The organism is Nocardia sp. Tas62D01, assembly GCF_055232035.1.
Map to the genome: position 1 here is coordinate 1,589,292 of NZ_JBUYUZ010000001.1, position 25,104 is coordinate 1,614,395.

Sequence of the window (25,104 nt, forward strand, 5' to 3'; positions counted from 1 at the left end):
AGCTCGATGCCCGTGCGTGTCCGCCAGGAACGGTCGCCGACCACGGCGGCCCGAATCGTTGTCGGTGCCATCCGGCACGATGGAACCCATGACCACGGCGGCCGGCAGCGAAGCGATCGACCTCACCTCTCCCGACCTGCGCGAGCGGGCCGAGGAACTGCTGCGTGAACTCGCGGGGCCGCAGGCGCGGCTGCGCGAGGATCAGTGGACGGCGATCGAGGCGCTGGTGGTGCAGCGACGGCGAGCGCTGGTGGTGCAGCGCACCGGCTGGGGTAAGTCGGCGGTGTACTTCATCGCGGCCAAGCTCTTGCGCCGGGCGGGTCGCGGCCCGACGGTGATCGTGTCGCCGCTGCTCGCGCTGATGCGCAACCAGGTCGCGGCCGCGCAGCGCGCGGGAGTTGTTGCGGCGACCATCAATTCGGGCAATGTCACCGAATGGGACGAGATCCACGCCCAGGTCGCGGCGGGCGATGTGGACGTGCTGCTGGTCAGCCCGGAGCGACTGAACAACCCGGACTTCCGCGACCAGGTGCTGCCGAAACTCGCCGCCGACGCCGGACTGGTCGTCATCGATGAGGCACATTGCGTCTCCGACTGGGGTCACGACTTCCGGCCGGACTACCGCCGCATCCGCACGCTGATCGCCGACCTCGGCTCCGATGTGCCGGTGCTCGCCACCACCGCGACCGCCAACGATCGGGTAGTCACCGATGTCGCCACCCAGATCGGCACCGACACCCTGGTGCTGCGCGGCACGCTGGATCGGGAATCGCTGCACCTGTCGGTGGTCCGATTCGACGACGCGGTCGAGCGCACGGCCTGGTTGAGCGGGCAGCTCGGCAAGCTGCCCGGCTCCGGCATCGTCTACACCCTCACCGTCGCCGCCGCGCACGACCTCGCGGATGTATTGAATTCGCACGGGCACAATGTCGCCGCCTACACCGGCCAGACCGATACCGCCGAACGCGAGGCGCTCGAGACGGCCCTGTTGAACAACGAGGTCAAGGCGCTGATCGCCACCTCCGCGCTCGGCATGGGATTCGACAAACCCGATCTGGGTTTCGTGGTGCACGTCGGTGCGCCCTCCTCCCCCATCGCCTACTACCAGCAGGTGGGTCGTGCGGGTCGTGGGACCGAGCGCGCCGAGGTGGTGCTGCTGCCCGGCCCGGAGGACGCCAGGATCTGGAGTTACTTTGCCTCCGTTGCTTTTCCACGCGAACACATCGTGCGCGCCGTGCTGGACGAGCTCGATTTCGATCGGGCCCTGTCGACCGCTGCGTTGGAGCCGCTGGTCGAGCTGAACCGTTCCCGGCTGGAGATGGTGCTCAAGGTGCTCGACGTGGACGGCGCGGTGCGCCGGGTCCGCGGCGGCTGGATCGCCACCGGCCAGCAGTGGACCTACGACACCGAACGCTATGACCGGCTTGCCGCGGCCCGTGAGGTCGAACAGCAGGCGATGATCGATTACCAGTCCACCACCGGCTGCCGGATGCAATTCCTGCGCCGCCAGCTCGACGACCCCGGACTGCCTGTACTGGAAGGGAATTCGCCCGGCTGCGGCCGCTGCGACAACTGCACCGGCAACCGCACGGACACAGCGGTCGAAGGGGAAGTGCTCGCCGCGACCCGCGCCCGCCTCGACCGCCCCGGCCTCGATCTCGCCCCACGCAAACAGTGGCCGACCGGTATGGTGAAACTCGGAATTCCATTGTCCGGCAAGATCTCCAACGGCGCGGACACCGGTCGAGTGCTCGGCAGGCTTACCGATCTCGGCTGGGGCCAACGCCTGCGCGCCCTCCTCGACGCCCCCGACGACCCCATCCCCGACGCGGTCTTCGACGCCTGCATAGCCGTGCTGCGCGACTGGAACTGGACGACCCGCCCCACCTCCGTGATGGCCCTGGAATCGCCCCGCTACCCGGTCCTGACGGCCACCTTCGCGGCGCGCCTCGCCGAGGTGGGCCGCCTCCGCGACCTCGGCACTTTGCAAACCCGGCCCGACAGCCCGCCGGTCTCCGCGGCCAACTCCGCACACCGTGTCGCGGGCCTGCACAACTCCTGGCTGACACCCGATCTGAATTCCGTCGACGGACCGATCCTGTTGGTAGACGCCATTACCGACACGGGCTGGACGATGACTCTGGCCGCGCACACGCTCCGTGCCGCGGGTGCACCGGCGGTGCTGCCCTTCGCCCTGGCAACGCCTACCTAGTCCGGCGATGCCGCTCGCGACCACTTCTTGCCTGGCACCCGGTACCTCGCGGACTATCGCACGCTGCGCGCGGATCCGAACGCGGCATGCAAGGGTCGAAGCGAGGCAAGAGGTTACCGGCTGCGGGCGGCGTATCGATGACAGAACCCCGATTACGGTGTGCCGATCGACTATCGTCGGACTCGTGGCCAGCAAGTCTGCGACGCCTGCCATCGAGCTGGATGTCGGCGACCGCACGATTCGTATCTCCAACCCGGACCGGGTCTACTTCCCGGAGACCGGCGCGACCAAGCTCGACCTGGTGCAGTACTACCTGAGCGTCGGGGACGGCATCGTCAACGCGCTGCGGGACCGGCCCTGCATGCTGCACCGGTTCCCGAAGGGGCTGGCGGGCGACAAGGTGCATCAGAAGCGCCTGCCCGCGGGTGCGCCGGACTGGATTCCGACGGTCCGGGTCTACTTTCCGCGCTACGGCAGGCACGCCGACGAGCTGTGTGTGCGCGAACTGGCGGACGTTATCTGGGCGGTCCAGATGTCGACCGTCGAGTTCCACCCGTGGAATTCGCGCCGCGCCGACACCGAGAGCCCGGACGAATGGCGCATCGACCTCGATCCCATGCCGGACTGCCCGTGGTCGCGGGTACAGCGGGTGGCGGAGGTCGTGCACGAGGTGCTCGATGAACTGGGGGCCGTCGGCTGGCCGAAGACCTCCGGCGGCAAGGGCCTGCACGTATACGTCCGTATCGCACCCGAATTCGGCTTCAAGGATGTGCGCAGGGCCGCCTTGGCCTTCGCGAAGGAGGTCGAGCGGCGCGCGCCCGACGATGTGACCACCACCTGGTGGCGGCGTGACCGCGACCCGAAGCTGCTGTTCGTCGACTACAACCAGAACGCCCGCGACCACACCATCGCCGCCGCCTATTCGGTGCGCGGCGTCCCGCAGGCCACCGTCTCCACCCCGATCCGGTGGGACGAGATCTCCGATATCGACCCGCGCGACTTCACCATGAAAACCGTGCCCGCCCGCTACGCCGAACTCGGCGACCTCCACGCGGGCATCGACGACGCCATGTTCGCGATCAACCCACTACTGGAGTGGGCGGAGCCCGACGGGGTGGACGTGGACCTGGACGAGGGCGCTGACACCCGGGAAGATACCTACCTCGATGCCATAAGTATTCACGGCGCAGCCGATCAGATATCCGACGACGATCTGCCCGCTACGCAGCAATGAAGCATTATCGAGGATGACCGAAAAGTCTCCGGACACCTTGACCGCGTGCGCGAACGGTGCTCCGGATGCGACATCACCGCCAGCGGGTAGGACATTGTTGGAATCCACCGACGCGATCAGGTGCAGCCCGCCGGAGCTGACCTCCCCCGGCGCCGCGCCAGCCGCAGTATCGACAACGGCAACAGCACCAGTGGCGACCACCATCACCACGGTGATCGCGGCCAAGGCATGCGAATGCTTGTGGTTCATCGCGCTCCAGTCGAGCTGTCGTCGAAACAGAACTTCACAAACGGACTCGCGCACCAACCATCGTCGCGGATTCTATTCGGCGTGTGCGGGCTGAAACGCTACCGGTCGGCGCAGCTCAGTGGCGGTAATCGTTCCGCAACGTCGAGTTGCCGACGTGCGCTGGGCACGCTGATCCTGGGCGCCTAAGCGGCTGGTGGGAACAGTCGAGTGCCGGGAGTAGGTCGGCGCGCTGCGGCACCCGAGCTGGCGCGGGCTCCGCGTGGAGATCGACGCCATCGACGTCCGGCTACCGTCGTAGCCGACCTGAGGACCCCCCCAGTATCGAGACGGCACGTGATGGACGGGGCGTCTGTGCCCGTCAGCACCGGAACAGTGAACCCGGCGTTGACGATCAGCGCGCCGCCGCCGCGAGCGGCAGGTGTTCTTCAACGGCTCCTGTGGAACAGCCGACGGCTACTACATCGAAAACAACGGCGACGTCCCCGGCCTGTGATCGGTCGGCGGCGCCGAAGCCCGCTGGCTCAGCACTAATCTCAACCCTTGAATTGCTGAATAGTTGCCATAGCGTCGTGTCCGGCTTGGTACCGTAATCGTCTACGACCGGAAGCTGCCTGAATATCTGCCGCTTCTTTTCGTGTCGGATACTAGTGAGGCTCGTCTAGCCGTTGTGTGTCATGTCAGCGTTTGCGCTGCTTAAGATGCTACAGAGCGCGAACTCGGGATCTTCTCAAGCGGCTTCAGCCCGCCGGAAGTGACGGGTTCCTGCGGGCGACATTGGGTTGGCAGTGCCACGGCCGCGGCATGTGCAGCTCTCCCCATGAAGTTCGCTGAATGTTTGCCCATGATCTCGCGCTTCGAATGGAGCTCGCTGGTCCAACGAATGCTGCGAACTACGAACTATCCGCGGAGGTCTAGGTCGTGACTCGTCAATTCCTTCTCCTGGGCAGCAGGCGCAGTGGTCCGGCCCGGGTCCTCGCTGCGCTCGGTTGTGTCACACTCGGGCTGCTGCCGGCGACGCCGGCAACCGCGGAACCGATCTATCCGCGGCCCGATCCGGACCCCTTCTACGCCGCCCCGGCGGATCTGGCGGTGCACCAGCCCGGTGATGTGCTCAATGCGCGGGCCCTGCCGCCGCTGCCCATGTTCCCCGGTGCCAGCATCACGCTGGTGCAATTCCGATCCACCAACTCGCGCGGCGCGCCGATCGCGGCGACCACCACGGTCATCACCCCCGCCGGTCATCAACCAGACGCGCCGCTACTGTCGTACCAGCACTTCATCAATGCGCTCGGCACCGACTGCGCGGTATCGCACCTGCTGTACTCCGGCGATATGAACCTGCTGTCGACCGCACCTGCTTTGAATGTGCTACTCGCGCGGGGCTGGACTGTGGCGCTGCCGGACCATCTCGGTCCCTACTTTGCCCTGGGGGCCGCACATTTGGGTGGACAGATCGTCTTGGACGGCGTCCGGGCGATGAAACGGCTGCCCGAACTCGCCGCGCAGCACAGCCCGGTGGTGCTGACCGGCTACTCCGGCGGCGGTTTGGCCACCGCATGGGCTGCTGCGCTGCAGCCGTCATACGCACCGGAACTGGAGCTTGCGGGCGCGGCCGTCGGCGGTGCCCCGATGAACCTGGTGACAATGGCGGAGACGCTGGGCTTCGACCCGCACCCCGCCTTCGGGCTAGCCATGGCAGCGGCGATCGGCCTGGAGCGGGAGTACCCGGACCGGCTGCCGGTCAGCTCGTACCTCAACGAGCGCGGTCTCGCAGTCCGCGACGCCATGGCCAACAGTTGCACCGCCGAGATCATCAACATCGGCACCGACGGCAGTGCCGGCGCATACCGGGACGGCACCTCGATCGTCGACATCCGTGAGGCTCGGTCGGTGTTGGAGGAAAACAGCCTGGAACTCTACGACGGGGTGCCGAAAACGCCAGTATTCGAATGGCATTCGCCGACCGACCCGCTGATCCCGATCGACGCGATCAACAACACCGACCGCCGCTGGTGCGCGGCCGGGGTGCCGGTGCAGACACTGCAGGTGCCCGCGCCCGAGCATGTGTCGGGGGCGATACTGGGCGCACCCGAGGTACTGATGTGGATGGAGGGCCGGGTGCGCGGCGAGCATGCGCCCACCACCTGCTGACGGATCGGCACCGGTAGCGGGAAGACGCAGTACGCGCGCGCCGGTGAGCACTGACACTCGGCACAGGTCGGGTGGGCTGCTGACCGACCGGTACGAGGTGAACATGACCGCGAGCCATCTGCGGCGAGCCCGCCGCCGAATCCACCCGGTGCAGTGCTCGTACCGTCATGGTTGGCGCGGCATGGGGATTAGACCGCGAAAGCTGTCCGCAGAGGCCGGACCTGCGGGTGCTACCTTCCTTTCGGAGCATCCCGCGACGTAATCTGTCCGCGCCGCGGGCCCGTCATCACCGGCTTTACCGCGAACGCACTGATGTGCCTGCCTGAAGGAGGTCCTTAGATGAGCCGACCCGAGGTCCCTGTGCCGCTCGCGATCGGCCCGACCGTGCCCGCGCCCACGCTGCTGCAGAAGGCCGTCGTCGAAGGCGGCGCAACCCTTGCCGATTTGGAGCAGGCCCGCGGTTTGATCTGGGTCGGCGGTCCCGGCCAATTCCCCGACCAATTGCCCGAGGGCATCGAGTGGGTGCAGCTCCCAGCAGCGGGTATCGAGGACTGGTTCACCGCGGGCATCTTCGCCAGACACCCGAACGTTCGATTCACCTCCGCCGCAGGCGCTTTCGCCGGCAGCGTGGCCGAACACACGCTGATGCTGCTGCTCGCTGGAGTGCGCTACCTCCCCGAGCACCTGCGCGCCGCAAGCTGGCGGCAGCAAGATTTCTTCCCGCACGTCGGCACCCTGCGCGGCAAGACCGTCACCATCGTCGGCGCGGGCGGCATCGGGCGGGCGCTGATCCCCATGCTCATCCCGCTCGGCGCGCACATCATCGCGGTCAACCGGTCCGGCCGCCCGGTCACCGGCCCCGGCATCCCCGACACCATCGAAACGATCCCCGCCGACCAACTCGGCAAGATCTGGTCGCGCACCGACCACGTCGTAATCGCCGCCCCGTCCACCCCCGCCACCCGGCACCTGATCGGTGCGGAGGAACTGGCCAGGCTGAAGCCGTCGTCGTGGGTTATCAATGTCGCCCGCGGCAGCCTCGTCGACACCGACGCCCTGGTCGCAGCACTCGCCTCCGGCGCGATCGCGGGCGCGGGCCTGGACGTCACCGACCCCGAACCCCTCCCCGACGGCCACCCCCTCTGGGTGCTGCCGAATGCCATTGTCACCCCGCACGATTCGAACCCACCGCAGTTGCGGCTCGCGGCCTTCGCCGATCACGTCGCGGAGAATGTCGCGCGCTTCGTCGCAGGACGAGACCTGCTCGCCCCGATCGATACGGAGCGCGGCTACTGAGACGGTGCGCGGCCTCGCCGCGCACCCGCCACGAACTGGGCGACTACCTCGCCACCGCCGTCGAACGCGAACGCCACCGCCACGCCGAAAACCCAGCCCCCACCACCGGCTGGCCTGCGCCGAGTGGCACATCAGCGTGAGCCCTTCTCGACATTCGCCGCAGCCATGTGCCACTCAGGCCACAGGTAGCCCTGCCTGCGAGTATGGACCGCATGGGTGAGGTTCGGATCGGAACGTCGGGGTGGGTATATCCGCCGTGGCGCGGCACGTTCTACCCCGAGGGTGTGACGCATAAGCGGGAGCTCACCTATCTCTCGAGCAAGCTCAACAGCGTCGAGATCAACGGCTCGTTCTATGCGCTGCAACGACCGTCTAGTTATCAACGGTGGGCAAGCGAGACGCCCGACGATTTCGTGTTCGCGGTGAAGGGCAGCAGGTTCATCACGCACATGAAACGGCTGCGCGACGGCGACGAGCTGCTGGCGAACTTCCTCGCGTCGGGTGTGCTCGCGCTCGGCCCGAAGGTTGGCCCGATCCTCTGGCAGCTGCCGCCCAACTTTCCATTCGAACCCGAGGTGCTGAGCGCGTTCTTCACCCGCCTCCCCCGCACGACGACGCAGGCCGTCGAGATAGCGAAGCGGCACGATCACCGGGTCGACCCCGGGTACACGACGACCGACGCCGAACGTCCGATGCGCTACGCACTGGAGATCCGGCACCCGAGCTTCGTCACACCGCGGTTCACCGAGCTGCTGCGCGACTACGACATCGCGCTGGTTATAGCGGACGCGGCAGGCAAATATCCGCTCATCGAGGAGGTCACCTCGAACTTCGTCTATGTCCGCCTGCACGGCCATGACGAGCTCTATGTCAGTGGATACACCGACGAAGGTCTGGACATGTGGGCGCAGCAGGTCCGCACGTGGGCCGAGCACGGCGATGTGTTCGTGTACTTCGACAACGACGCGAAGGTGATGGCCCCTCATGACGCGCTCGCGCTGCGGGCGCGCATCACCGACTGAACCAAGGGCAACGGGGAATCCCCGGATCGAACGTCTCATTGCCGATACTCGGCTGCCTGTTCCGCGTAATACTGTGCGAGAGAATTGTCTCCGCCGAGCACTGAGCAGCCGAGCACTGAGCAACAGGATGGAGTCGCCCATGTCGTCCAGCCGACCGATATTGCCGCCGCCCGCGCTGCTGCGAGCGGTGGAGTTCGTCAGGAACACGCTGGCGAGCATGCATCGCCGACTCGTACCCGGGCCCGCCGCGCTGATGGAGATCAGCGCGGCGGGGTGGTTGACGGACGCGATCCACGCGGCCGCGGTGCTGGGGGTGGCGGATGCGCTCGCCAACGGGCCGCGCAGCGGCGCGGAATTGGCGCGCGCCACCGGTGCGGACGAGAGCTCGCTGCATCGGCTGTTACGGGTGCTGACCAGCCACGGCATCTTCGCGCGGCGATCCGATGGCAGGTACGCGCTCACCGCGATAGCGCAGGGGCTGCGCCGGGACACCAAGGTGTCATTGCGCGATGCCGTGCTGTACTTCGGCTCGGCGAAGCACCGGGATCATTGGTCGCATCTCGTCGACGCGGTCCGCACCGGCGAGCCGGTCGGCCCCGCGCTGGACGGCATGCCGTTCTTCGAATACATGCAGACCGATCGGGAGGTGGGCGAACTGTTCGATCGCGCGATGACCAGCATCAGCGCCCTCGCGATGGCACCGCTGCTCGCCGCCTACGACTTCTATCGCTACGGCACGATCGTCGATGTCGGCGGTGGCGAGGGCACCCTGCTCACCGAAATCCTCAGCCGCACAACACAATCCCGCGGCATACTGTTCGACCTGCCGGAAGTGGTCGCGGCCGCACCCGCCCGCCTGGCCGAGCTCGGCCTCACCGACCGCTGCACCGTAGAAACCGGGTCGTTCTTCGAGAAGGTCCCCGCAGGCGGCGACGCATACATCCTCAAGCACATCATTCACGACTGGCCCGACGAGCAAGCCCAGCAGATCCTGCGCACCGTCCACGCCGCGATGTCGCCGGACGCCCGACTGTTGCTCGTCGAACTCGTTCTCCCCGAGAACAATCGACCACACGCCGGTAAACTCATCGATCTCGAGATGCTCGTCAACCTCGGCGGCCGCGAACGCACCGAAGCCGAGTACCGAGCATTCCTGGCCCGAGCCGGATTCACCCTCCTACGCCGAATCCCCACCCTTGCCCTGGTCAACGTCCTCGAAGCCCGCCCCACCTAGTAGTCCAGCGGCACATCGCTGCGGCAAACGTCGAGAGACACTCTCCACCAGGTGCCACTCGCCGAGTCGACGAGGCGGGCGGCGCGGCACGTACGCTGGGAGGCGGCGTAGTCGGAGTGCTGGATCATGGCGACGGACCGTTATCAGGGTAGGGCCGAGGATCCCCGCGCGCGGTGGCGGCGGCTCGGTCGATCGTGGTGTTGAATCTTCGAAGGGCGGGACCGATGGTGGACGAAGGTGCGGGGTCCGACGGGATGAATGATCCGTTGCTGCTGGATGCAGGGCGGGCGCTGCTGCTCGAGCGGGTTCGTGCGCTGCGTGGTGAGCTCGAGGCGTTGGCCGCGGCGTATCGGGCGCTGCCAGGGTCGGGGGTGCTGGTCGATACCGACGGGGTCGGGGCGTTGACCACTCCGGGGTACTGCATTGCCGGTGCGTTGGATGTGTTCGAGGAGGCGCAGATCGAGTTGGACGCGGCGTCGGATGCGCTCGATAGGGCCGGGAAGTTCACGACTCGGCTGCGGCCGGTGCTATTCGACTGATCGGTGATCAGGTCAGCGCGATCGATTGGATGATCAGCACGATGTACAGGGCGAGGATGAACACGACGGCGGGCAGCACCGGGTGATCCGGCGTCGCTGCGCGGCGGAAGTTCCAGCCGCCGACAGCGGGAATCAGCAACAGCGCCAAAGGAATCCACGCGATGATCGCTTGCGGCAGCGAGTGGTTCCATGGATGCACCAGGACGAGGTCGCTGAGCACGGTGACGGCCGCGCATACCAGTACGGCGATCGCGCCGCCGTTGGCGCCCAACGCATTCGAGTAGTACATCTCGCCTGGGCGCATGATTTTGGAGGTCTTGCGGGCGAATTCGAATTGCAGAAAAGCTCCGGCGAAGATGATAGCGACGGCCGCTGCCTGCCAACGGGATCGAACCTCTCCGGTGCCGATCGCGGAGACGACGACGTACGCGGTAACGAATAGCTGCACCGGGTAGGTGACGACCAGGTTCAGCAGGATATTGGTGCGCATGGTCGCCGAAAGACTCTCCAGCCCCCAGAGCGCGAGTCCGTAAGCGAGCACGGCGGCGATCAGAACCGCCGAGCCGACCGAGAGCGTCAGGCTGGCGGCAATGGCGCCGACCGCGATGATCGCCATGGCAGCGCGCAACTCGATGGCACTGACCGCACCGGTGACCAGCGGACGGTCCGGATTGTGGACGCGATCGTAGTCGAGGTCCTTTTGTTCATCGACCATTCGCAGATACAGCAGGACGAACGCGACCACGACGATGCGGACTATCGTGGCGCCGGTCGGATGCCACGACGAATCCTGTTGGGAGACAAGGGCAGCAGTGCCTTCGAGAGCGAGTACCCAGAGCACGCCGTACAGCAGATAGTGCGGCTTGTACATGACCGCGGTGAATCGGGCGATACGCGTAACCGACCCCGGTAGATTCGGTATCGTCGAGGTGCGAGACCGCCCACGTCGCCCTCCCACGGTTTCACGCTGCCGACCGTCGACGGGCCCGATCATGTTGCGCTCCAGCGGTTCCACATGGTCACCTCGGACGCAGGCGTGCGACGCAGGCCGGGCCCCGTTGTCCCGGGGAGTAGGTGGGCGACCGGGAGCATGGCGACCTGGGTCACCTGGTCGAACGGGATACCGAGGAGATCGGCGATGTCGTGTTCGTAGACCAGATGCGCGGTGGTCATGGTGGACCCGAGGCCGCGGTCGTGCAGGGCGAGCATGAGGTTCCAGACGGCCGGATAGACGGATCCGTAGAAGCTGGCGAGCTGGAGAGTGGAGGCGTTTGCCGGTGGGCGGCCGAGAGAGCAGACGACCACGAGGGCGGGGACCTCGGGCAAGTGCGCGGCGAGGTATTGACCGGAGGCGAGATCGCCGAGTTGGTCGGGCCGTGGGGTACGGGCGGAAAGGTAAGCGGCGAAACCCTTTCGGTAGTACTCGGCGATCTGCTGTTTGATGTCGGGGTCCTCGACGACGAGGAAACGCCACGGCTGGCGGTTGGTGCCGCTCGGGGCGTGGACCGCGACGTCGAGACAGTCGAGTAGCTCCTGTCGCGCCACCGGCCTGGTGAGGTCGAGGCGGCGGCGGAATGCGCGGGTCGTGGTCAGCAGGTCGGTACCCATCAGACTCCTCCGAGATCGGGGTCGGACTCGGGATCCAGTGTGTCCTCGGCGAATTCGAGATCGATCTCGGCCGCGACGGCACCGGCCTGGTGGATCTCGCAGTGGATCACCATGCTGCCCGCACCCTGCTCGACGATCTCCGCGACACATTCGGCGGGCAAATCGAGCTCGATAAAACGAACGAAAGTGCTTGCTACACATTCTAGTTGCGGAAGTTCGCGGACCACCATGGACAGCGCGGTCTGACGGCATGCCTCGATGAGCAGACTGCCGGGGACGTGGTCAAGCTGATGGTCGAACAGGAACGGGTGGCCGAGGTCGGCGACCACCCTGGCACGTGTGGTGGCGCCGCCCAGCACGGGCGGACCGATGACCACGTTGCGCCAGTTCTCCCGGCCCACCGTGGCCGGTGTCGCGCGTTCGGTCAATGCCGAGGCGCCACGGAACGGGCCGAGTCCCAGGCTGTCGCGGAACGCGGAGCGCAGGCCCGACCACTGCCGCGAGGTCACCCAGGAGAAGGAGCCGTCGACAGTCAGCATCGGCACGTCCGCGCATTCGATGTCCAGCACCATATCGAGGCCGTGCAGCACGCCGCCGCGGGTGTGCCGCTGCGGAACTCGCACCCGCATCACGAGATCCGAGGGTGCGGTGCCGACCTCCCAGGCCGAGGTGTCCGAGGCGGTACCGTTGAACGTTCTGACGACGAAAGCCATGTCCGTTGGCACGCCGTAGAACTCGTGGGTCAGCGCGATCGCGGCTTGGCGGGCTGCTTCCATTACCAACAGCGGATCGTGCCGCATGGCAAGGGATCCGGCGTGGTCGCCGTAATAGGCGTGCATGCGGGGTAGCTGCGCGCCCGCGACGAACACGTCCTGCGCGACGGTATCCAGCGAGGTCACGAATACCTCCGCGACGGCGTAGCGATGCGCCAGCTCACGTGCGATCGTGCGAGCATGACTAGCCGTGCTCACCGGTGCTGCGTCTGTTGTCACAGTCGACCCTCCAACCACTCTCTCGCGGACACGGGCCGCAACGCCTGCGGCTGGGTACCGGTCCGCATGGGAAGTACGTAGGACCCGAGCACGATCACCGACCATGGGTCCAGTTCGCCATCCCCGGCCCACGCGGAGTACAGCAATTGCGCGCACCCCGCGTCCGAATCGAGGTCGAGCTCGGGCGCGACCCAGGCGGTTGCCCGCTCGAGGTCGCGCAACACCTGTGCGAGCGCGTCCGCGCGGTCGAAACTGCGGGCCGGAGTGTGGGAGTAGAGGTCGTTCGCGATCGCGGTGGCGTCCGCCGAGCGGTCGGCGTCCGTGCATGCTTGCGCGATCACCGCCGCCCGGCGCCGCTCGTCGAAATAGATGGCGAGCTCCCGCAGCACATCGGCGGGATCGTCGGGCGAATGCACCAGATTCAACAGGTAATTGTGGCGGCCGAGGAGATACCGGAGTTCGCCCGGACGGCGTTTGCGCGGATCGGTCGCGCCCTTCGCCTCGGTGAGCCGCACCGAAACGGGCAGATCGCTGTCCGCACCGTGTACCACGAGGACGAGCACATCCGAGATGCCGACCAGCAGATCGGCCAGGCGCCTGCGTTCGGGCGAGGCGATGTTCCAGGCGAAGTACCACAGCGCCCTGGCCAGGTGCCGGTCCACGGGGATGCGGTAGGCACCGACTACGCGAAATCCGTTGTCCGCGAGCCATTCCATAGTTCGCTCGACGGCCCGCGCCACGATGGCGTCCGGCTTGAGCAGCAGCAGGGAATGCTGCCTGGCGAACTCGGCGGCGTCGATGCCGAGCCGGTCGAGCTGATCGACGGACTCCTGCACATAAGTGTCACCGACGTAGGCCTCGACCTTGTCGGACGAGGGTGTCGAGGCGGTCAGCAGCTCCCGCAAAGGATCGGTCATGGCTGCATCTCCAGCTCCCGCTCGCTCATTGGCCCACCCCGCCGAAGTCGTTGGCCGCCAACACTTCTTCGATCGACGATAGCGGGACACCCAGGTAACCGGATTCCAGGCAGTAATCCAGCAGTAGGCGCAGATAATCCTTGCCGCTGCGCGGCGACGGCTTGCCGAGCAGCACGTCGGCGCTGGAGGTGTCGAAGACCAAGCGGCGCTGGAAATAGCTGGTGTAGAGCGAACCGATGCGCCGGTAGTACTCCCGCTCGATCGGATCGAGGTCGTCCTCGGCGAACGTCGCCTTCGGCACGAAGGTCGCCACCTCGAAGGACGGATACTCGGCCAGTACGTCGGACACCTCACGCAGCGAGAGCGTGTCCCGGCCGACCGCGTGCAGGGTGCGGCGGTGGGCGGAGTCGAAATCCAGTACCGCCGCGACGATTACGTCGGCGACGTGGTCGACCGGGGCCAGCGACAGGGTCGCTTCGTAGCGGCCGGGTAGGGAACGCAGTTTGCCTTCGACCATGAGCTTCACGACGGTGTACAGGTTCTTGTATTCGCGGATCGCGCCCGTATCACCGGCGCCGGTCACGATGCCGGGCCGCACGATCGCCCAGCGCAGCCCCTGCTCCCCCGTCAGCCGCACCAGCTGCTCGGCACGAAACTTGCTGTCCTCGTAGCCATTTCCGAACGACTGTCCGGCCTCCAGCTCATCCTCGGTGATCCGCCCGCCGCGCTGTCCGCACACGTACGCGGTGCTGACGTGTACGAGGGGAACATCCCACTGCCTGGCCAGCGCGATCGCGTTGGCGGTGCCGCGCACATTGAGTTCTTCGTAGTCGGCCGCCGCCACGTCGAATGCGGTGGTCGCCGCGCAGTGCACGATCGCACCGACGCGCTCGGCCAGATCCGCGGTGTCGCGCTCGGACATGCCGAATCCGTGCGCCCGGACATCCCCTGCCACCGGGGTTCCCGCCTCCAGCAAAGTGCCGTCATTGCGGACGATGCTCGAATTGCTGTGCAGCACGGCGGCGACCGGTCGGCTCGCGGCGGCCAGCCGCGCGACGACCTCGGCGCCGACCAGGCCGGTCGCGCCGGTCACCAGCACCGTGTCGCGGCCGATCATGACCGACCGCCCGCGGCTAGCGACCCAGAGACGAGGCCGATCACTTCTCCGACGCGCCGCACGCCGACCAATTGCTCCGGGCGGTAGCGCGGCAGATCGAAGGCGCGTTCCAGGACGACGGTCAGTTCCATCAGGCGCAGCGAGTCGAAGCCAAGGTCTTCCACCAGGCGCTTACCGTCATCGGCGCCCGCGGGGTTCGGCGCCATCGCGAAAATGAGGCCACGCACCTTTCCGGCGATCGCGGTATCGGCTATTGCGGTCATCTCGGCTCACCTCCGGATAGGTGGGGCTGGTGGCCACCGGAGGCGAGCAGGTCACGGGCCTCGTCGAGTGGCAGGTCGGTATTCAGGTAACCGGCGATACGCAGCCAGTCGTAGCCGATGGCCAGGGTGCGCCGCCATTGCTCGCGTGAAGCGAACGAGGCGGGGAAATCCGCGGCGGATTCGGAACCACCGGCGATCGCACGCACCTGGGTGACCAAATCATCGAGGACAGCGAGACCGGCGACGGGATCGCCGCCGGTGCTGATGATGTCCGAGAAACGCACCCGCTGCGCCGATTCCAGCTGTGCCAGCAGATCTTCCCGACGCAGGGCGTGTGGCGGCAGCACGCGCCGCAACGTTTCGGCGGCGGCGACATCGGCAGGCAGCGGGTGAATACCGAACGCGGACAACAGGACCCGGACACCCATGGCGATCATTCGGTGGGCGGCGATATCCGCCACCGCGCCCTGTGAGTTCTTGACGGCGCCCGTCAGATCCTCCCTGGCGTTCTCCAGAACAATGTTGGACCACACCACATTCAGCGCGCACTCGGTGAATCTGACTGCGGGCAGCGGCGAGAAGGTGGCAATCAGATCATCGCGGGCCGCACCGTGCACGCCGAGCGCGGGCGCTTGGGCGCTCGGCACCGGCGTGAACGGCTCGACCGGCTTACACATCGCCAATGCGGGCACAATGGGTGCGCCTCCGCGCCACTGCAATCCGACGAAACCGAGCCGAATGAACTCGGCCAGCTCGGTAGCGATATCGTGCTCGGCGCGGGCGAGCACATCGCGCACCGAATGCCGGAATACCACCGACTTCCAGGCACGCGCGGCCGAATCCGACAGCGCGAAGACATCACGATCGTCACGGATGACGTGCACCCGCCCGCCTATCGTCCAGGTGGTGACGCCGGGACGGCGGGCGAACAGCACCTGGTGCGGGTCATCGACCACCTCGTGCACGCCGAGCGCGGCCGCCAGCTCCCACACCTGTTCCCAGCTCGTCTGTTCGGCGAGCGGTTGCGCGTTCTGTGGCACCTCGTCCCACGCCGCGGGATCGCTCAGATCGCGATAGCGATCGGTGAGTTCGTCGGGACCGATCCGGTCCAGCTGCTGCGGCAGCCATTTGGTCTCCAGGTAGCTCTCGCCGCGGCGGGCCGCCCATGCCTTCACCGCCTGCAGCAGACCATCGCGCGCCCAACCGCCCGCTTCGGCCCGCGCGCCGAGTGCGCGCAGCGCGACGGCGAAGCGCAGGGCCTGGGTGGCACGGCCGGCCCACCAGTCTGCCATCAGCGTGGTGGTGAAGCCGGAATACGGCAACAGCGAGCGCAATTCGGCGACATCGGCAGCACCGGCCCGGACCACCGTCGCCCGCAGGAATCGCTGACACCTGTTGAGCAGGTCTTCTTCGAGTTCGGCCGGTTTCGCTGCCCCCGCAACCTGTTCCAGCTGTCGGCGCAGCTGCGCCTGCGACCGGGTGCGCACCTCCACCCGACGACCATCGATGAACAAGACCGTCGGCAGCGTCGGCATCTCCTCGTCGCCGACCGCAAGCACGAGAAAGTCCACATCCGACCCTTCGTTGCCGAAGCCCTCCGCCAACGAACCTTCGAACAGCACTGTCGAATCAGTAGGCACGGCAACGATTTCCAGCGCACGCTCAAGCAACTGGCGCACCCGGTCGGCGGGCACCGCGGCCTCGAGCGCGACGGATTCGGTTGCGGCACCGGCGATCACCCCGCCGACATCGTCGGCTTCGTGGGCGACGGCGCCATCGAGGACGCCATCGCGAAACAGCTGCCACATGTGCCGCCGACGGGGTTTGCCACTGGAGGTGCGCCGGATGGTTCCGCGTGGTCCGGTGACGATGGCGACGGTCTGTGCGGGGCCGAGTTCGCCGCGAATGATGCTGCGGGCCTCCGGGATCCAATCGCCCGGCGCGGATTCGGCGAACAGCGCGACGCCCTGGGAACCTGCCTCGGTGACCGCGACGGCGGCGAGCTTGCCCTTGGTAATGCCGGTTTCCTGGGCGACGCGGGATTCGATGTCCTCCATGAATACCGAGCGGCCGCGCACCTTCAGGCTCGAACCCATCCGGCCGAGCACGAAAACCTCACCGCGGTACAGGAACCCCGCATCACCGGAGTACAGCCTGCCATCGGCGATCCGGGTGGACGGGGCCGCCGCGAGATCCTCCGACGCCGCCGAATATCCCAGCGCCACGGAATCACCGACCACCACCATCTCGCCGAGTGTGCCGTCGGGCAGTTCGCGGCCGTCCTCGTCGACCACCGTGACCGTCGACTCCGGCGTCGAATATCCCAGTCCGGTAATCCAACCCGCGCCCTCCACCCGATTTGTATCGTCGAGCAATTGCTCGTCCAGGATCGTGATGCGTTCGCCGTAGCGCAGATTCGGATTGTCGATGCGCAGGGCGGTGATCGGGCGGTTGCGCGCGGACGAGGTGACCATCAGCGTCGCCTCCGCCAGCCCGTAGGCCAGCGTGTACGCATTCGTCGAGAATCCGCGCGCACCGGTCAGACTCGCGAACGACTGCAGGTCGGCCACCTCGACGGGCTCGGAACCCACGGCGAGCGTGCGCCATCCGGACAGGTCGAGTTCGGCGATCTCCTCCGGCGACACCCGGTGCGCCACATAGCCGAGCGCGAACGACGGCGACGGCGAGTGCTGCGCATGCGTCATCGCGCGCAGCCAGCGCACGGGGTCGCGGACGAACTGGTCCGGGCGCATCAGGTACAGGTCGCCCTGGTTGGTCACGGTGGTGAGGAATGCGCCGACCAGGCCCATGTCGTGATAGAGCGGCAGCCACGAGACCATCGCCTCGCCGGGTCGCCAGTCGACCAGGTTGGAGATCATCGCGATGTTGTTGGCCAGATTGCGCCAGCTGACGCGCACTCCGCGCGGCGTGCCGGTGGAACCGGAGGTGAATTGCAGCAGCGCACAGTCTTCGGGCTCGCCGAACTCGCGGGGCGCGGGCGCCGGACCCAGCGTCGTCGCATCGATCACCAGCGGCTCGTCGGCGCGGCCCGCCTCGATCGCGGCCCGGCGAACCAGCTCTTCGAACTCCGTCGAGGTCACCACCAGCCGCGGCCGGGCCTGCGCCAGGATCGCCGCGATATGCGCGACGATCTGATCGAGGTCACCGAACATCGGTGGCGCGACCGGTGTGAACACCCCGCCGCAGGCCCACACGGCGTAGAACGCTGCGGCACACGGGAATCCGGTCGGCATGATGACGCAGGCGCCGTCGCCACTGTCCATGCCGTGGGCACGCATCAACGCGGCGATCGACCAGGTGGTATCGGCGAGCTCACGATAGCTGCGATAGTCCCAGCCATCAGCCTCGTCGGCAAGGTGGACACCCGCATCCTCCGCAGGACTGGAAAGCCAATTACGAACTGCCGCAACGTATTTGTCAGGCTTCATTGCGGGGTTCTCCTTCGGACAGCACAGTAACCGTTCCATTGGTTCCATCAACCAGGATTCGCATACCGGACCGTATCTTCTTCGTGAGGTCCTTGACCTGGACCACTGTCGGCACACCCAATTCCCGCGCCACGATCGCGACATGGGTGAGCGGGCTGCCGCGTTCGATCACCAGCGCCGACGCCGAGGGTAGCGCGGCCACCCAGCCGGGATCGGTGCGATATGCCACCAGGATGCCGCCTGCGACGTCGCGTGGCTCGTCCACCACGACGGCCGTGCCCTCGACCACGCCGGACGCCGACGGTGTCCCCGCGAGCACCGTGCCCACGATCGCGGCCGGGGTGTCGGTGACCGGTACCCACCCCTGATTCGCCTGTTCGGCGCGCCCGAAGGTCGAACCCATCGTGACGAAGCGGGTCGGCGCGACGAGCTCGCTATCCCTGGCGCGCTGGGCTTTTCGCGCGGCAACCAGATCGCGCAGCGCATCGGTCTCGGCACCCTCGTAGCAGCCGCGCAGTTCCTGCACGGTCAGGAAGAACACGTCGCCGAACTCGTCGATGACGCCGCGCGCGACCAGGTCACGGCCCATCACCCTGATCATCCGCTTGACCATACCGAAGGCGCGGGTGCGGCAGAAGCGCAGCCGCTCCCGGTGCGCGGCGCACCGAGATACCTTGCCGCGCAACCGTTCATAGATCCGCCGCCGGAAACCGTGCAGGTGGGCGTCGAGGTATTCGTCGGCCTCGGCGCTGCGACTGTGTTGCGTCGCATCCCCCACCCGTCCGATCGCGCTGCGCAGCATGACGAACAGGCTCGCCGGATCCTCGCGCAGATCCGGCGTCTCCAGTTTCAACTCGTCCAGGCTGCGGTAGCCGTAGCGATCGATGTAGGAGTCGACGTGGACCAGGAATTCACGCCTGCCGGAGGACTGCAATTCTGGATAGATCTGTTCCGGCGCAGTCGAATTGATGAGCGATGCCAGTTCCGGATCGGCGCGCACTAACTCGGCGAGCTCGGTCATCGCGCGCGCGGGCTCGGCCGATTCGACATCCGCGCCAGGGCCGACGACGGCGTACAGGAACCATTCCGGCGCCTTCGGCAGCAACAGCTTCGTCAGCACGTACATCAAGCCGGTGCAGGTCAGCAGGATCGCGTCGAGCACCATCAGCGGTCCCCAGCGCTCGACCAGATCCCGGTCCACCGTGCGGTAGGACGCGTAGGCCTGCTCGCCGGACAGCGTGGTGTAGTCGATGGCGTCGTATTCGTCGTAGACGCGGTAGAAGTCGGTGATGAACCCCTCGACCATGTGGTCGATGCCGAACAATCGCCGCAGATAGGTCATCGTCGTCACCGCGCGTGAACGCAGCCTGGCGAACCGGGTGCGGAACACATACGGGCGCAGGGTCTTCGCGACCTCATCGGGCAGCGGTTCATCGACGCCGAGCGCGGCCTCCAGCACCTTCCTGTTCAACGGGTAGCCCGGTGCGACGCCTACCATCCGATACCAGTGCAGCAGGTTGTAGTAGACCCGGCCGTGAAAGTAGCCGAGCAGCACCGGAGTCCACCGATCCACCTGCCGCAGTTGCTCGGCGGGCACCCGCAGCGACTTCGCGTAGCCGTGGTAGACCCGGCCGTAGATGTCGGCCGCCGTGGTGAAGGTCAGAGGTGAGGTGACGCCGCTGAAGCTCTCGATGATGTTGGAGTTGTCCCAGATTCGCGTCTCGTCGTCGGCGAGCACCTCGCCCGCGCCGCGAACGACCGCGCTGCCCGAACCAGAGGAGCCGTCCCGCAACGTGGTGGTGATCGGTCGCGATTGCAGCAACCAGATCCCGTCGTCATCGATCGCCCACTCGATGTCTTGCGGCGCACCGAAACTGGCCTCCAGCTTGCGACCCAGTTCGGCGGCCTCGAGCAATTCGGCGTCCGACAGCGCGGCGCGTTCCCGGCGCGACGGATCGACCTCGGCGACCACACAACCCTGGTCGCCGCCGGGCGTAAAAGACCGATCCTTGTCTCCCAGAACCATTTCCAGTACCGCACCGGAGGATTTGTCGACGGTCACCGAGTCGGCGTCCACCGCGCCCGACACCAGTCCCTCACCGAGCCCGTACACCGCGCTGATCACCAACTCGTCGAATGCGCCGGTAATCGGGTTCGCCGTGAACATCACTCCGCTCGCCCGCGCCGCCACCAACCGCTGCAGGACGACGGCCGGGGCGCCGGCCCTGGCCAGGCCGTGGGCGAACGCGTAACGGATGGAGCGCTCCGAGAATGCCGAAGCCCAGCATTCGCGCACCCGCACCGCCACCGCGTCGATGCCGTTGACGTTCAGATACGAGTCGAACTGGCCCGCGTAGGAGTGGCCGGCACCGTCCTCGGCGACCATCGACGATCGGACCGCGATCGAACCGCCGCCGAGCCGGTCGTAGGCGTCGGCGATCAGCGCCGCGACCGTCGGCGGCATCTCCGCGGCGCCGATCTCGGCTCGCAACGCCGCACCCGCCGCCAGTGCCAGGTCCAGATCGTCGATCGCGAGGAAATCTGTCACCTCCCTGGTGAGATCACTCGCGTACAGCACCTGCTCGAAGGCGTCGGTGCCGAGTACGGCCCAGTCAGGGACGCGGAAGCCACCGGTCTGCAAACTGTGCAAGCCACGCGCCTTACCGCCCGCCAACGCGGCGATCGTCGCTGTATCGGTCCACGGTCCAAGTACCTGCAAGGCATCTCTCCCATCGCCCCCTTGATCACCGGGCCGGCGCAGTGCACTCAGGCGTAGGGCATGCCGAAAAACCAAGGGACTGTTTGGATATATCCGAGATTCCACTTCGACGTTAGCCCGCAATACTGCGGTACCGCTTGCATTGGTCCAAGCCCACAACGCGCCGCTAAGCTTCGAGCAGTCTCGGTGGGTTCGGTGAGGATGTGATTCGGCGTGGGTTGGACCTTCACCCCGGACGAGTTCGCGCACGTGTGGCGGGAAACCGAGGTCGATCGGCACCCGTATCCCCTCCGGATCCTGGAGACACCACGCACCGAGGACGAGGCCGATGCGCTGCGCGCCACGCTGAACGAGCGGCTGCCGCCTGGGCGCGACCCGGACCTGTCGGCGTGCCTGCGGATTCTCGCGAAACCACAGACCCGGATCGTCGCGATCGGCGGGGCGCACGCGCCCGGCACCGAGATCCGTATGCTGGCGGGCGCGATCTTCGACCATGCGGTGCTGGCTCTGCAGGAGCCGGGCGCCAGCCCGGACATCGGCGGCCATGTGCGCCTTTCGATCGGGCACAGCAGCAAGCTGGGCAGCCGCATCGCGGCGCTGCTGCCCAGGGCGCCTGCGGGGCGCGAACCGGCCCGCTCCGCGCCGGTGGAAGCGATCCAGGACCAGGAGGTGGTGGTCGCGCCCCAGCCCGCCGCGCCGCCGATCCGCAGGCTGCTGCTGAAGCCACATACCGCCGAGGGGCACATCCGGATCGAGCCGCGGCTGGATCGGCCTGAGCCATCGCCGCCGATCCATTACACCTGGATCGACGTCAAGGGCGACGGGCGCTACCTGATCAAGGCGGGCACCACCGTGCACATCGTGCCCGCCTCCGCCGAACAGCTCGCCGCGCAGTTGCAGAAACGCATTCCGGCACAGGGCCGATGACTCTCGCCGACCGGTAACTATTACTGACCGGACGCTTGGGTTCCGGTTAGTCTGGGGCGGACCGACCGATCTCAGGGGGTGCTCATGACGATCGAGACCAGCCGAGCCGATATCGCCCGGTTCAAACAACAGGCGCAGACCGGCATCGTCAAGTTCGATCCGGCAGCGGCGCGGCGCTGCGCCGAGATGTACGACCATCAGGCCGATCAACTCATCTACCTGCAGCAACGCCTTGAAGCCGCCGCCGAAACGGACGGCTTCGGCGGGTTCATCTCGGCCCAGCAGCTCCAGGTCGGGTTCGGCCACAAAGCCCGCGACGCCGCCGCGCTGCTCAACCACTACATCGAGGCCGCGTACCGGATGAAGGAGGCATTCCTGATCAGCGGCGGGCTACTCGAAGAGGCGGATGCCGCGAACGCCGCGGCGTTGCGCGCCATCGAAACGAGGGTGCAGCAGTGAGCGAGCGCAGCGAACGAACCATGACGCAGCGTCCCTCAGGAATGGCGGAGCCGAGCGCCAGCGAGGTGCAGCAGTGAGCGAGCGCAGCGAACGAACCATGACGCAGCGTCCCTCAGGAATGGCGGAGCCGAGCGCCAGCAAGGTGCAGCCATGAGTGGTGCCGACCCGGACTACATCAGCTCGATGGAGCACTTCGAGTCGATGCGGCACGAGGAGATCTACGTCAAGACCCAGCAGATCGACGCCGCGCAGGTCCTCAGTGCCTCGGTCACCTGGCTGGAAGTGGCAGGGACACTTGCCACTTCGTTCCCGCTCACCCGCGCGAGCTCGGACCGGGTGATGAACTCCATGGAATGGGAGGGCGCCACGGCCGACGCGGCATACGCCAGCGCCCGCAGCTATGCCGAGTCCGTCGACGAGCTCGCCGCGATCATGGGCCAGGTCGGCGCACGGCTCGGTGGAGTCGCCGCGGCCGCCGAGGTGGTCAAGATCGCGGTGGTCCCGCCCGGCAGCTCCGGCCCGATCGGCGCTGTCGCGAAACTGCTGGAGGCGGCCAATGTCATCGACGCGCAGATGGCGGAGGAAGCACTGCGCCAGGAAGCCGTCCTCGCGATGAACATGGTGTACAAACCGGCCTACAGCATGGCAGGCACCGGCGTCCCCGCCTTGCCCGAACCCCTACCCCTCCCCGGCGAACCGGCAGCGCCACCCACCCGCCCCGACCAGCAGTCACAGCCGGAATACACCAATCCCCCACAGCCGCAACCGGATCAGCAGCCGACCGCACCCGGCATCCCCACGCCACCGCCGGTCCCGTCCACGCCCGACATCCCGTCGCCGGCTCCGACCACCCCCACACCGTCTGCCCCCTCCACACCGGAATCGCAAGTCCCCCAACCTGTTCCGACGCCATCCGCACCAGCACCAGCCACGCCACAGCCCACCCCCGACCCCCAACCCACCCCCACACCACAACCGACCCCAACACCGGCACCCCAGCAGGCCCCACCCCCGATCCCCGAACCACCACCCGCCCCAACCCCACAGCCTGCACCACCTCCCCCGGCACCGGCACCGGCACCGGCACCGGCACCGAACGAGCCCACACCGCCCCTCACCGACCCCGGCGGCCAGCCCGGCATCACCGGCCCGATCCCGGAAGACCAAAACCAGCAACCCCCTTCGACCACCAACCAGCCGGGAGTCATCCCCACACCCCACCAATGAGCGCGCCCGACGCTCACCGTCCCGACAGTTGCGTACCCACGACGCCTATGTCACGCACTGGCGACGGACTACGAGTCCGACCGTACGCGATAGGTTGCGCGACCGCCTCACTCCTGGAGGTCTCGCGATCGGTGAGTGCCGAGACAGTTGCGCCACGGCCCACGACCGAAAACTCGGCCGAGACACCGGACGTACCTGATGAGTTGCGCGCCGCCCGCGCGTCCCACGGTCGGTGAGCGCAGACCAGATAGCGTCGCGACACGCGGCCGAGACGTGGGCGGCCATGGCGAGTGACCCTTGCCTACGAGAGCCTCGACGGCGGTGTGGTCGACCCGGTTGAGCGTGTGCGTCAGACCTTCACGAGGTCATCGGCGTGAATCACCGGGCGCTGCATGGTGTCAGGGAGTTCGGCGGTGGAGCAGCCGAGCATGCCGGTGAGTTCGGTGCTGTCGTATTCGACTACACCGCGGGCCACGATGTGGTTGTCCGGGGCTACGAGGTCGACTACGTCGCCGCCGTGGAAGGTACCGCGCAGGCCGGTGATGCCTGCGGCGAGCAGGGAGCGGCGGCGGTGGGCTACGGCATGGGCGGCGCCTTCGTCGATGAGGAGGGCGCCGCGGCTGTCGGCGGCGTGGCGGACCCAGAACTTGCGGGCCGACAGGCGAACCGGCCGTGCGGCGAAGGCGGTGCCTACTGTGCTGGTGGTCAATGCGTTGGCGGCCTCGGTGGCGGCGGCGAGCAGGACGGGGACGCCCGCGTCTGCGGCAAGGCGGGCGGCGGACAGCTTCGAGGCCATGCCGCCGGTGCCGAGTGCGCCACCGCTGCCCGCGATGACCCCATCGAGGTCGGCGCTGCTGGCGACCTCGGGGATGAAAGTGGCGGCGCCCTTGCGCGGGTCGCCGTCGTAGAGGCCCTCGACATCGGAGAGCAGGATCAGCGCGTCCGCGCCGACCAGGTGCGCGACCAGCGCGGCGAGCCGATCGTTGTCGCCGAAACGGATCTCCTCCGTTGCGACGGTATCGTTTTCATTCACCACCGCCACCGCGCCCAGCGAACGCAACCGGTCCAGGGTGCGCTGCGCGTTGCGGTGATGCTCGCGGCGGGAGAAGTCGTCGGCGCTCAACAGCACCTGCCCAACGGTGCGCCTGTATCGCGCGAACGACGTACCCCAGGCATGCGCCAGTGCCAACTGGCCGACGCTCGCCGCAGCCTGCTTGGTGGCCAGATCCCGTGGGCGAGTGGTCAATCCGAGCGGCGCGATACCCGCGCCGATCGCACCGGACGACACCACCACCACGTCGGATCCGGCGCGCATCCGCGCCTCAACGGCGTCGGCGAGCCGATCGAGGCGCGCGGTATCCAGCCCGCCCCTCAGGCTCGTCAACGCGGACGAACCGATCTTCACCACCACACTGCGCGCCCCGGCAATGGCCTGCCTGGCGTCACTGAGACCGGACTCCGACATCGCCTCGGCCATCCCAGAACTCAC

The 25,104-nt window shown here is 67.2% G+C and carries 19 protein-coding genes and 1 pseudogene; 10 read left to right on the forward strand and 10 right to left on the reverse strand.

All coding sequences use genetic code 11. From position 1 onward, the window contains the following. Positions 1 to 88: 88 nt before the first annotated feature. Together ACV7NQ_RS07745 and ligD are read left to right on the forward strand one after the other, a co-directional pair. Positions 89 to 2,212 (forward strand): RecQ family ATP-dependent DNA helicase, encoded by a 2,124-nt coding sequence (locus ACV7NQ_RS07745; RefSeq protein ID WP_463358989.1) that lies wholly within the window; start codon positions 89 to 91, stop codon positions 2,210 to 2,212. Between the two features lie 184 nt (positions 2,213 to 2,396). Then, a complete protein-coding gene (ligD, locus tag ACV7NQ_RS07750; RefSeq protein WP_463358990.1) occupies positions 2,397 to 3,446 on the forward strand; it encodes a non-homologous end-joining DNA ligase in 1,050 nt (349 codons plus the stop codon). Here the strand turns inward: ligD and ACV7NQ_RS07755 are convergent. Further along, positions 3,390 to 3,695, reverse strand: a pseudogene (locus ACV7NQ_RS07755) (MspA family porin); the annotation flags it as partial. The gene ligD and the pseudogene ACV7NQ_RS07755 sit on opposite strands and share 57 nt — an antisense overlap. Positions 3,696 to 4,697: 1,002 nt before the next feature. On the opposite strand from ACV7NQ_RS07755, the gene ACV7NQ_RS07760 reads away from it, so the two are divergent. The 5 genes from ACV7NQ_RS07760 to ACV7NQ_RS07780 all read left to right on the forward strand — a co-directional run bounded on the left by ACV7NQ_RS07760 (position 4,698) and on the right by ACV7NQ_RS07780 (position 9,937). After that, the gene (locus tag ACV7NQ_RS07760; RefSeq protein WP_463365580.1) at positions 4,698 to 5,846 is read left to right on the forward strand and encodes a lipase family protein; all 1,149 of its coding nucleotides are present in this window, start codon (positions 4,698 to 4,700) and stop codon (positions 5,844 to 5,846) included. Positions 5,847 to 6,185: 339 nt separating this feature from the next. Beyond that, the gene (locus ACV7NQ_RS07765) at positions 6,186 to 7,142 is read left to right on the forward strand and encodes a D-isomer specific 2-hydroxyacid dehydrogenase family protein (RefSeq protein WP_463358991.1); all 957 of its coding nucleotides are present in this window, start codon (positions 6,186 to 6,188) and stop codon (positions 7,140 to 7,142) included. 212 nt (positions 7,143 to 7,354) lie between these two features. After that, positions 7,355 to 8,164: a DUF72 domain-containing protein gene (locus ACV7NQ_RS07770; protein ID WP_463358992.1), complete on the forward strand. Its 810-nt coding sequence runs from the start codon at positions 7,355 to 7,357 to the stop codon at positions 8,162 to 8,164. A gap of 139 nt (positions 8,165 to 8,303) precedes the next feature. Continuing rightward, positions 8,304 to 9,398: a methyltransferase gene (locus ACV7NQ_RS07775; RefSeq protein WP_463358993.1), complete on the forward strand. Its 1,095-nt coding sequence runs from the start codon at positions 8,304 to 8,306 to the stop codon at positions 9,396 to 9,398. A 254-nt stretch (positions 9,399 to 9,652) separates the two neighbouring features. Next, on the forward strand, positions 9,653 to 9,937 hold the full coding sequence (locus tag ACV7NQ_RS07780) for a hypothetical protein (protein WP_463358995.1): 285 nt from the start codon (positions 9,653 to 9,655) through the stop codon (positions 9,935 to 9,937). Between the two features lie 7 nt (positions 9,938 to 9,944). Here ACV7NQ_RS07780 and ACV7NQ_RS07785 read toward each other — a convergent pair whose 3' ends face one another. From ACV7NQ_RS07785 to ACV7NQ_RS07820, 8 genes are read right to left on the reverse strand one after another with little or no spacing between them, the layout of a single operon-like run. Further along, positions 9,945 to 10,952, reverse strand: a complete 1,008-nt coding sequence (locus ACV7NQ_RS07785; protein WP_463358996.1) for a hypothetical protein — start codon at positions 10,950 to 10,952, stop codon at positions 9,945 to 9,947. Beyond that, on the reverse strand, positions 10,928 to 11,545 hold the full coding sequence (locus ACV7NQ_RS07790) for a nitroreductase family protein (protein WP_463358997.1): 618 nt from the start codon (positions 11,543 to 11,545) through the stop codon (positions 10,928 to 10,930). The genes ACV7NQ_RS07785 and ACV7NQ_RS07790 overlap by 25 nt, the downstream gene beginning before the upstream one ends. Then, positions 11,545 to 12,516: a ScbA/BarX family gamma-butyrolactone biosynthesis protein gene (locus tag ACV7NQ_RS07795; protein WP_463358998.1), complete on the reverse strand. Its 972-nt coding sequence runs from the start codon at positions 12,514 to 12,516 to the stop codon at positions 11,545 to 11,547. Before ACV7NQ_RS07795 ends, ACV7NQ_RS07790 begins: the two co-directional genes overlap by 1 nt. Positions 12,517 to 12,533: 17 nt before the next feature. Beyond that, entirely contained in the window at positions 12,534 to 13,454 is a 921-nt protein-coding gene (locus ACV7NQ_RS07800; protein ID WP_463358999.1) for a nucleoside-diphosphate kinase, read from the reverse strand. Positions 13,455 to 13,479: 25 nt separating this feature from the next. Continuing rightward, a complete protein-coding gene (locus tag ACV7NQ_RS07805) occupies positions 13,480 to 14,571 on the reverse strand; it encodes an SDR family oxidoreductase (RefSeq protein ID WP_463359000.1) in 1,092 nt (363 codons plus the stop codon). Continuing rightward, positions 14,568 to 14,834, reverse strand: a complete 267-nt coding sequence (locus ACV7NQ_RS07810) for an acyl carrier protein (RefSeq protein WP_463359001.1) — start codon at positions 14,832 to 14,834, stop codon at positions 14,568 to 14,570. The genes ACV7NQ_RS07805 and ACV7NQ_RS07810 overlap by 4 nt, the downstream gene beginning before the upstream one ends. Continuing rightward, positions 14,831 to 18,283 (reverse strand): AMP-binding protein, encoded by a 3,453-nt coding sequence (locus tag ACV7NQ_RS07815; protein WP_463359002.1) that lies wholly within the window; start codon positions 18,281 to 18,283, stop codon positions 14,831 to 14,833. Before ACV7NQ_RS07815 ends, ACV7NQ_RS07810 begins: the two co-directional genes overlap by 4 nt. After that, complete coding sequence (locus ACV7NQ_RS07820; protein ID WP_463359003.1) at positions 18,273 to 21,002, reverse strand: phosphoenolpyruvate synthase; 2,730 nt, start codon at positions 21,000 to 21,002, stop codon at positions 18,273 to 18,275. Before ACV7NQ_RS07820 ends, ACV7NQ_RS07815 begins: the two co-directional genes overlap by 11 nt. 213 nt (positions 21,003 to 21,215) lie before the next feature. Between ACV7NQ_RS07820 and ACV7NQ_RS07825 the strand changes: the two genes are divergently transcribed. The 3 genes from ACV7NQ_RS07825 (at position 21,216) to ACV7NQ_RS07835 (ending at position 23,615) form a co-directional block, all read left to right on the forward strand. Then, positions 21,216 to 21,929, forward strand: a complete 714-nt coding sequence (locus ACV7NQ_RS07825; protein WP_463359004.1) for an ESX secretion-associated protein EspG — start codon at positions 21,216 to 21,218, stop codon at positions 21,927 to 21,929. An 84-nt stretch (positions 21,930 to 22,013) separates the two neighbouring features. Beyond that, a complete protein-coding gene (locus tag ACV7NQ_RS07830; RefSeq protein WP_463359005.1) occupies positions 22,014 to 22,388 on the forward strand; it encodes a hypothetical protein in 375 nt (124 codons plus the stop codon). Positions 22,389 to 22,538: 150 nt separating this feature from the next. Then, complete coding sequence (locus ACV7NQ_RS07835; protein WP_463359006.1) at positions 22,539 to 23,615, forward strand: hypothetical protein; 1,077 nt, start codon at positions 22,539 to 22,541, stop codon at positions 23,613 to 23,615. Positions 23,616 to 23,964: 349 nt separating this feature from the next. On the opposite strand, the gene proB is transcribed toward ACV7NQ_RS07835, so the two are convergent. After that, the gene (proB, locus tag ACV7NQ_RS07840; RefSeq protein WP_463365581.1) at positions 23,965 to 25,080 is read right to left on the reverse strand and encodes a glutamate 5-kinase; all 1,116 of its coding nucleotides are present in this window, start codon (positions 25,078 to 25,080) and stop codon (positions 23,965 to 23,967) included. Positions 25,081 to 25,104 lie beyond the last annotated feature (24 nt).